The sequence below is a fragment of the Candidatus Eisenbacteria bacterium genome, from assembly GCA_013140805.1.
Taxonomy (GTDB): domain Bacteria; phylum Eisenbacteria; class RBG-16-71-46; order RBG-16-71-46; family RBG-16-71-46; genus JABFRW01.
Genome location: JABFRW010000090.1, coordinates 1 through 8079 on the forward strand (window position 1 = coordinate 1; position 8079 = coordinate 8079).

11 protein-coding genes are annotated in these 8079 nt (G+C 67.9%); all 11 read right to left on the bottom strand.

The genetic code is table 11. The features are described from left to right. Positions 1-795, bottom strand: a 795-nt coding sequence (locus HOP12_07875) for a sugar kinase (protein NOT34072.1), incomplete at its 3' end; no start/stop codon positions are given. Next, positions 792-1946, bottom strand: coding sequence for a 1-deoxy-D-xylulose-5-phosphate reductoisomerase (locus HOP12_07880; protein NOT34073.1), 1155 nt, complete (start codon positions 1944-1946; stop codon positions 792-794). The genes HOP12_07875 and HOP12_07880, both read right to left, overlap by 4 nt. A gap of 8 nt (positions 1947-1954) precedes the next feature. After that, positions 1955-2875 carry a phosphatidate cytidylyltransferase gene (locus HOP12_07885; protein ID NOT34074.1) on the bottom strand — a complete coding sequence of 307 codons (921 nt, stop codon included), beginning with the start codon at positions 2873-2875 and terminating at the stop codon, positions 1955-1957. Further along, a complete protein-coding gene (gene uppS / locus HOP12_07890) occupies positions 2872-3561 on the bottom strand; it encodes a di-trans,poly-cis-decaprenylcistransferase (GenBank protein NOT34075.1) in 690 nt (229 codons plus the stop codon). The genes HOP12_07885 and uppS overlap by 4 nt, the downstream gene beginning before the upstream one ends. A 161-nt stretch (positions 3562-3722) precedes the next feature. Next, positions 3723-4280, bottom strand: a complete 558-nt coding sequence (gene frr, locus HOP12_07895; GenBank protein NOT34076.1) for a ribosome recycling factor — start codon at positions 4278-4280, stop codon at positions 3723-3725. Beyond that, complete coding sequence (locus HOP12_07900) at positions 4277-5002, bottom strand: UMP kinase (GenBank protein ID NOT34077.1); 726 nt, start codon at positions 5000-5002, stop codon at positions 4277-4279. The genes frr and HOP12_07900 overlap by 4 nt, the downstream gene beginning before the upstream one ends. Before the next feature lie 3 nt (positions 5003-5005). Then, positions 5006-5602 (bottom strand): translation elongation factor Ts, encoded by a 597-nt coding sequence (gene tsf / locus HOP12_07905; GenBank protein ID NOT34078.1) that lies wholly within the window; start codon positions 5600-5602, stop codon positions 5006-5008. Positions 5603-5677: 75 nt separating this feature from the next. Beyond that, complete coding sequence (rpsB, locus tag HOP12_07910) at positions 5678-6454, bottom strand: 30S ribosomal protein S2 (protein ID NOT34079.1); 777 nt, start codon at positions 6452-6454, stop codon at positions 5678-5680. 147 nt (positions 6455-6601) lie between these two features. After that, positions 6602-6997, bottom strand: coding sequence for a 30S ribosomal protein S9 (gene rpsI, locus HOP12_07915; GenBank protein ID NOT34080.1), 396 nt, complete (start codon positions 6995-6997; stop codon positions 6602-6604). A 13-nt stretch (positions 6998-7010) separates the two neighbouring features. Then, positions 7011-7445, bottom strand: coding sequence for a 50S ribosomal protein L13 (rplM, locus tag HOP12_07920; GenBank protein ID NOT34081.1), 435 nt, complete (start codon positions 7443-7445; stop codon positions 7011-7013). 172 nt (positions 7446-7617) lie between these two features. Next, positions 7618-8079 (bottom strand): septum formation protein Maf (gene maf / locus HOP12_07925; protein NOT34082.1); only part of this gene is annotated, 462 nt, incomplete at its 5' end.

The following is an 8079-nucleotide window of genomic DNA, read 5'->3' on the forward strand; positions in this document are numbered from 1 at the left end:
ATTCCAGAGCGTCAGGCCGTCGCGACCGCGTGTCACGATCAGGTGCTCGACGCGCATGCGGGCGATCAGCCGCGCGGCCACTCGTTCGAGGTCGCGCCCGCTCGCGATCTCGAGGTCGGCCGCCTCGGACGCCTCGCTCTCGTTCGGGGTCGCCAGCGTGACCCCGGAATAGCGCATCACCGCATGGCGCGAGTCGACCGCGACGGTCGCGCCCGCGTCGCGCCAGCGGGCGATCCACGGAGCCGCGCGCTCGGGCGTCACCGAGCCGTAGCCGTAGTCCGAAAGCACCACCGCCTCGGCCGAGCCTCCCGCACTCTCGAGCGCCGCCGCGAGTGAGCGAACGACGGCGCTCGATCGCGCCGCGAAGCGCCCGCCGCGATCGATGCGAAGGACCTGCTGCAGTGCGGTGTGCACCGCGCCCGCGACGACCCGGGTCTTGACCACCGTCTCCGCATTCGGATGCTCGACGAGTCCGGTGGTATCGATGCGGGCGCGCTCGAGCAACTCGCGCAGTTCACGGCCTGCGGGGTCGGCCCCGACCAACCCGACCACGCTCACCCGTGCGCCGAGGCTCGCCAGATTGAGCGCCGCATTCGCCGCACCGCCCGGCTGAACCGAACGTGCCTGCCAGTCGAGGATCAACACCGGAGCCTCGCGTGAGACGCGACGGGAAAGACATCGCACGTACTCGTCCAGCACGAAGTCGCCCCACACCAGTGCGCGGCGTCCCGGCAGCGCACGCGCCCAGCGCGACAGCGTCGCGCGCGAGGGCGCCGCGACCGCATGGAGCTTCATGCCGCCACCCGTTCACGCGCAGCACGGCGCGCCCACTCGTCGACCGCGGCGAGCTGCGCGCGCGAGGACACCGCTTCGCGGTCGTGCGCCGCCATCACCTGCTCGAGAATCTCGACCACCCGACCGAGCGGGATCCGACCGTCGAGAAACGCGGCGACCGCTTCTTCGTCCGCCGCGTTGTACGCGCAAGGGGCGGTTCCCCCCGCCTTTCCGACCGCCACCCCAAGGTCGAAGGCCGGGAATCGACCCGGCGCGATCGCCTCGAAGTCGAGGCGCGCCAGGTCCGGGGCCGCGAGCGGAGGCACCGGGCCCTCCCAGTGCTCGGGCCAGCTCAACGCGAGCTGGATCGGAAGGCGCATGTCGGCGGCGGCGGCCTGCGCGACCAGCGCACCGTCTCGAAACGCGACCAGCGCATGGAAGCGCGCCTGCGGATGGATCACGGCGTCGAGCTGGGACCAATCGAGCCCGAACAGCGCGCGCGCTTCGATCAGCTCGAGCGCCTTGTTGACGAGCAATGCCGAGTCCACGGTGATGCGGCGCCCCATCGCCCACACCGGATGCGCGAGCACCTCGGCGACCGACGCCTGACGCCAGTTGCGATGGTCGCGCAGCGGTCCGCCCGAGGCGGTGAGCGTGAGGCGCGCAACTTCCGAGGCGGGTCGTCCACCCAGGCACAGCAGTGCGGCACTGTGCTCGCTGTCGACCGGAATCAATTCGCCGCCGCTCGCCAGCGCTCGCTGCACCAGCTCCGCGCCGATCACCAGGGTCTCCTTGTTCGCCAGCGCGAGTCTCCGCCCGGCCGCCAGCGTCGCAAGCGAAGCGTCGAGTCCGGCGGCCCCCACGATGCCATTCACCACCGCATCGGCAGCACATTCCCCGGCGAGTCGCGCCGCGCTGCCCGCGCCCACCTCGATGCGGGCGGCGGGACACACGGACGCCAGCGCATCGCGTGCGCGGGACGCATCGGCCGCGCGCTCGAGTCCGAGTGCTTGCAGCGCCACCCCGCGTTGTCCGCACTCGCGTGCGAGCGCGACCAGGCCGTCGAGATCGGAGCCCGCCGCCAGCGCCACGATCCGGAAACGATCTCGATGCCGCCACGAGACGTCGAGCGTCTGGCGACCGATCGAGCCGGTCGCTCCCAAGACCACCACGCGATTCGTCATGGCAGGCCGAACACCACGAGCCGCAGGTAGTAGTAGACGACCGGCGCCGCGAAGAACAGGCTGTCGAATCGATCCAGCACGCCGCCATGTCCCGGAATCAATTCCGAAGAATCTCCGAAGCGGGCGTCGCGCTTGAGCAGCGATTCGACCAGGTCTCCGACCTGCGAGAACACGCCGGCGAGCAGGCCGAGCGCGAGCGCGTCGAGCCACGACAGGAACGGAGCGAACGTCGCGCGGCACGCGAACGCCGCGAGTGCGGCGGCGGTGAGTCCGCCCGCCGCTCCCTCCAGGGATTTGCGCGGCGAGATCCGCGACCACGGCCGGGTTCGGCCGAGTGCACGGCCGACTGCGAACGCGCCGATGTCGCAACTCCAGGTGAGCGCGAAGGCGAGCGCCACGAAGCGCGCTCCGTCCGCGTACGGCAGTCCCGACTGCCACGGCAGTTCGCGAAGCAGCACCAGATGCGCGGACAGCCATCCGACGTACAACACCCCGAACCACGTGACCGCGATGTCCTCGATGCGGCGCGTCGCCTCGGGCCGCCGCAATTCGAGCGCCAGCACCAGCAACACTCCCGAGGTGGCGAGAAACGTGACATAGGGCGTCTCCGGATGCGCGCACACCCACAGGAGCGCGAGGGCGGACGCGAGCCCGAGTCGCCGATAGGGCCGCAGCTCGCGGCCGCGCATCATGGTGTAGAACTCGATCAGGCCCGCCGCCACCACCAGCGCCACCAGCGTGAAGAACGCGAAGCCGCCGAGCTGGTTGAGGAACAGCAGCAGCGGCACGAACAGCACGCCGCTCGCGATGCGCAGCGGCAGCGCCCACGACGAGCGCTTCGGCGCCTCGCCAGCTGCGGCAGCGGGTTCGATCGCCATCGGCTCGGGCGGCGCCAGTTCCGGCGGGGTCGCGGTCATGACGGCTGGTCCCGCGGCTCGGTGCGCCCGAAGCGGCGTTCTCGACGCTGGAAATCCGCGACCGCCTGGAACAGGTGACGGCGACGAAAGTCCGGCCAGCGCGTCTCGGTCACCCAGAACTCGGCGTACGCGATCTGCCACAGCAGGAAGTTCGAGACCCGCATTTCGCCACTGGTGCGGATCAGCAGGTCGGGGTCCGGCAGCCCCGCGGTATAGAGGTAGGAACCGAACCGTTGTTCGTCGACGTCCGCCGCGGTCCATCCGTTGCGGAGTACGTCGTCCACGAGCTGCCGCGCCGCATCCACCAGCTCGGTGCGCCCGCTGTACGACAGCGCCAGGTTGAGCAGCAGCCCGGTCGAACTCGACAGATACGCCTGGGTCTCCTCGAGCACCTCGAGCACCGGCTTCGGCAGGTCGGCACGCCGCCCCACCACCTGCAGTCGCACGTTTCGATCGCGCAGTTCGCGCCGTTCGCCGCGCAGCGTCTGGCGCAGGATCGTCATCAGAGCCTGCACTTCGCGGCGCGGGCGGTTCCAGTTCTCGGTCGAGAAGGTATAGAGCGTGAGCACTTCGACGCCGAGCTCGACGCAGCCCTTGACCGCATCACGCACCGCCTCGCGGCCGGCGCGATGTCCCATCAGGCGCGGAACACCGCGCGCGCGGGCCCAGCGGCCGTTACCGTCCATGATGATCGCGATGTGCCGCGGCACGTTTCCGTGCCGTTTCAGTTCCTCGGCGGTGGGAATGCGCGTGGGCAACGCCGCCTCCGCGTGAATACCGGGCGCTCCGTGATGCGGACGGAACGCAGCCGGCGCTCGCGCCACCCGCGCGAGCCGCCGGGCGACGATCAGACTTCCATCACCTCGACGGTCTTCTTCTTGAGCAGCTCGTCGATCAGTCCGACATACTTGTCGGTCAGTTTCTGGATGTCGGCCTGCAGGCGACGGGACTCGTCCTCGGCAATCACGCCTTCCTTCTGCTGATGCTGCACGTCCTTGATCACGTCGTGCCGGACCTGCCGCATGTGCACGCGACCTTCCTCTGCGAACTTGGAAACCAGCTTGACCAGGTCCTTGCGGCGCTCCTCGGTCAGCGATGGCAATGCGACGCGCACCAGCTGCCCGTCGTCGGTCGGCGACAGTCCGAGATCCGAGGTCGAGATCGCGCGGGAGATCGCCTTGATCAGCGACTTGTCCCACGGCTGAATCGTGAGCAGACGCGCTTCCGGCGCGCTCACCTGGCCCACTTCCTTGAGCGAGACCACCGAGCCATACGCCTCGACACGAACGGTGTCGAGCAGACCCGGGGTGGCTTTTCCGGATCTCACTCCCGACAGTTCCTTCTGTACGCTCTCGAGCGCCTTCTTCATGCGAGCTTCGGCGTCCTGAACGATTTTCTGGGTCATCGCGGTTCCTCTCCCACCCAGGTGCCCACCGGTTCGCCCGTCACCACGCGCAGCAGGTTGCCGCGCTGGCGGATGTTGAAAACGACGATCGGCAGACGGTTGTCCATGCACAACGAGATTGCGGTCGAGTCCATCACCTTGAGTCCACGGCTCAGGATATCCATATAGGCGATGTGAGGAAAGAAGGTGGCGGACGCGTCCTTCATCGGATCGCTGCTGTAGATCCCGTCGACCTTGGTTCCCTTGAGAATCACCTCGCACCCGGTCTCGATCGCCCGCAGCGCAGCCGCGGTGTCGGTCGTGAAGTAAGGATTGCCGGTGCCGGCCGCCAGGATCACCACGCGATGCTTCTCGAGGTGGCGCACGGCGCGGCGGCGAATGTAGGGCTCGCACACGCGCGCCATCTCGATCGCCGACATGACGCGCGTATCGCAACCGCGCGCCTCGAGCGCGTTCTGCAGCGCGAGGCTGTTGATGACGGTTGCGAGCATGCCCATGTAGTCGGCGCCGACCCGATCCATGCCTCGAGCACTCGCCGCCAGACCGCGGAAAATGTTGCCGCCACCCAGCACGATGCCGACCTGAATTCCGAGCGCGTGCACGTCGCGGATCTCGTCCGCGACGCTCGAGATCACGTCCTCGGCGATGCCGTGACCTCCGTCTTCGCCGGCGAGGATCTCACCGCTCAGCTTGAGCAGGACGCGCTGCCAGCGCGCGGCCACGCGCTAGTCCTGACCGAGCCGGAAACGCGAGAAGCGTCGCACCACGATGTTCTCGCCGGTCTTCGAGCCGGCCGCCTTCACCAGGTCGCCTACCGACTGCTTGTCGTCCTTGATGTACGGCTGTTCCATGAGGCACACCTCGGAGAAGAACTTGTCGATCTTTCCCTGCACGATCTTCTCGAGCATGTTTGCCGGCTTGCCCTGGCCCTCCATCTGGGCGAGCAGGATCTCCTTCTCCTTCTCGACCCGTGCCGCCGGGACCTCGGAGCGCGTCACGAAGTCGGCGCCAGCCGCGGCGACCTGCATGGCCAGCTCGCGCACCAGGGCGCCGAACTCCGGCGTGCGGGCGACGAAGTCGGTCTCGCAGTTCACTTCGATCAGCACCCCGATGCGATTGCCGGGATGGATGTAGGCCTCGACCAGTCCTTCGGAGGCCGCACGCTCGCCTCGCTTCTCGGCCTTCGCGATGCCGGCCTTGCGCAGGTTCTCGACCGCCTTTTCGACGTCACCCGCGGCCTCCGCGAGCGCCTTCTTGCATTCCATCATTCCCGCTCCGGTCATCTCCCGGAGCTGCCTGACCTGATCCGCGGTGATCTGCATGGAACTCCTCGTGCGTCGGAACGCCCGCCCGCGCGGCGGCGCGGACGGGCGGAAAGGTGGAGAGTGGGTCCGAACTCAGCGTGCGCGGGCGCCGGCCACCGCATCGCGACTCTCGGCCTCGGCGGCGTCACCGCCGAACGAAACCGTCTGCGCGTCGCTGCCTTCGAGCGCTGCGGCACGCGACTCGATCACGGTGTCCGCCACGAACGACGTGAAGAGCTTGATGGCGCGCAGCGCGTCGTCGTTGCCGGGAACCGGGAAGTCGATGAGATTCGGGTCGCAGTTCGTGTCGACCACACCGACGATCGGGATGCCGAGGCGATTCGCTTCCTGCACCGCGATCTTTTCCTTCTTGGTATCGAGAATGAACACCACCGCCGGCAGCCCGGGCATCTCCTTGATACCGGAGAACACGAACTGCAGGCGCTCGCGCTCGCGCTGACGCCGCGACGCTTCCTTCTTGGTGAGCTTCTCGAACGTGCCGTCCTCGGCCATGCGATCGAGATCTTTGAGACTCTTGATGCTGCCGCGGATGGTCTTGAAGTTCGTGAGCATGCCGCCCAGCCAGCGCTCGGTGACGTGGTACTGCCCGCTGCGCGCGGCCTGTTCCGCCACCATGCCCTTGCCCTGCTTCTTGGTGCCGACGAACAACACATGTCCGCCACCGCGCACCGCACGCTGGATCGCGTTGCGCGCCTCGTCGAGGCACTGCAGGGTCTTCTGGAGGTCGATGATGTAGATGCCGTTGCGCTCCATGAAGATGAAGCGCTTCATCTGAGGATTCCAGCGTCGAGTCTGGTGTCCGAAATGGACGCCGGCCTCGAGCAGATCCTTGAGTACGATCTGAGCCACGTGACTCCTCCCGGGGTTACTTCCTCCGCCGAAGTGCTGGTTTGCGCCCCGCAGCGTCCTTCTCCGGATGGAGGTTGGGACACCGACCCCGGTGCGCGGCACTCGACGTGTGTGATGTCGTCCGGGCGAAGGCCCCGGACGCGCGGATCAGCGCTTGCTGAACTGGAAGCGCTTACGCGCGCCCGGCTGTCCGTACTTCTTGCGTTCCTTCATGCGCGAATCGCGGGTCAGCAGCCCCTCGCGACCGAGCAGCGAACGCAATGCTTCGTCCTCACTCAGCAGCGCCCGTGCGATCGCCATGCGAACGGCGCCCGCCTGACCGGTGAGCCCGCCACCGCTCACGCGCACCACCGCGTCGTGCTTGCCGATGAGATTCGCGACCGTGAAGGCGCGAAACGCGTGGGTCACCAGGGACTCGCGCGTGAAATACTGAACGGGGACCCGGTCGTTGATGGTGTGCTTGCCCGAACCGGGCAACAGGCGCACGCGGGCGACACTTTCCTTGCGGCGTCCCGTGTGTGGCTTGATCGTCAGAGTGGCCATGCGTCTCCCGTCCTCAGTAAGTCGGTTCCCATGCGCGCGGCTGCTGCGCGACATGCGGGTGTTCCGAGCCGGCGTACACCTTGAGCTTCTTCATCATGGCGCGACCCAGCCGGTTGCGAGGCAACATGCCGCGCACCGCCAGCGTGATCACCCGATCCGGGTGCTTCTCCATCATCTGGTCGATCGTCACCCAGTACGCGCCACCCGGATACAACGTGTGGCGGAAGTACTTCTTGTCTTCCGGCTTCGAGCCGCTCATCGCGACCTTTTCGCAGTTGACCACGATTACGTGATCGCCGGTATCCATGTGGGGGGTGTACATGGGCTTGTGCTTGCCCTTGAGCACCGTCGCCACCTGGCTCGCGAGCCGGCCGAGCGTTTTGCCGGCGGCGTCGACCACCAGCCATTCGCGCTGGATGTCGGCCTCGCGGGCGGAATACGTCTTCATGCTGCTCCTCCAAACGGACGCGTGGCCATGGACCGCCTGCGCGGACCTCCGCGCACGGCCGTTGCCGCGCCGGAACACGCTGTCTAGGGGTGAGAAACGACGGAGGCTAACACGGTCGAAAAATGGGCGTCAAGCCGCTGACCACCTGGCACCTCTCCGATTCCGCCGCCGGTCAGGCGAATTCGGCCAGCATGAGCCGCAGCCGGGCGAGCGGCAGCCCCACCACATTGTAGTAGTCGCCCTCGATCGACTTGATGAACTGCCCCGCCAGCCCCTGGATCCCGTAGGCCCCGGCCTTGTCGAGCGGTTCTCGGCTCTCGACGTAGGCGCGCAGCGTCGCCTCTTCGAGGCGCGCGAACCGCACCCGGGTGCACTCGGCGGTGGTGCGGCGATCGCGTCCGCAAACGATCGCGACTCCGGTCCACACCTCGTGCGCCCGGCCATGGAGTCGTTTGAGCATCGCGAGCGCCTCCTCGGCGTCGCGCGGTTTGCCGAGCCGCTCGCCGCGCAACACCACCACCGTATCCGCCCCCACCACCACCGCGTCGGGTTTGCGGGCCGCGACGCGCTGCGCCTTGTCGAGTGCCAGAGCCCGCACGCCGTGTCGCGGCCCGCAAACCCGACGCGGTGGTGG

Bases quoted from the DNA above. Each gene is read 5' to 3' on its own strand.
- HOP12_07885 (NOT34074.1), bottom strand. From the start codon at position 2,875: ATGACCGCGACCCCGCCGGAACTGGCGCCGCCCGAGCCGATGGCGATC.
- uppS (NOT34075.1), bottom strand. From the start codon at position 3,561: ATGGACGGTAACGGCCGCTGGGCCCGCGCGCGCGGTGTTCCGCGCCTG.
- frr (NOT34076.1), bottom strand. From the start codon at position 4,280: ATGACCCAGAAAATCGTTCAGGACGCCGAAGCTCGCATGAAGAAGGCG.
- tsf (NOT34078.1), bottom strand. From the start codon at position 5,602: ATGCAGATCACCGCGGATCAGGTCAGGCAGCTCCGGGAGATGACCGGA.
- rpsI (NOT34080.1), bottom strand. From the start codon at position 6,997: ATGGCCACTCTGACGATCAAGCCACACACGGGACGCCGCAAGGAAAGT.
- rplM (NOT34081.1), bottom strand. From the start codon at position 7,445: ATGAAGACGTATTCCGCCCGCGAGGCCGACATCCAGCGCGAATGGCTG.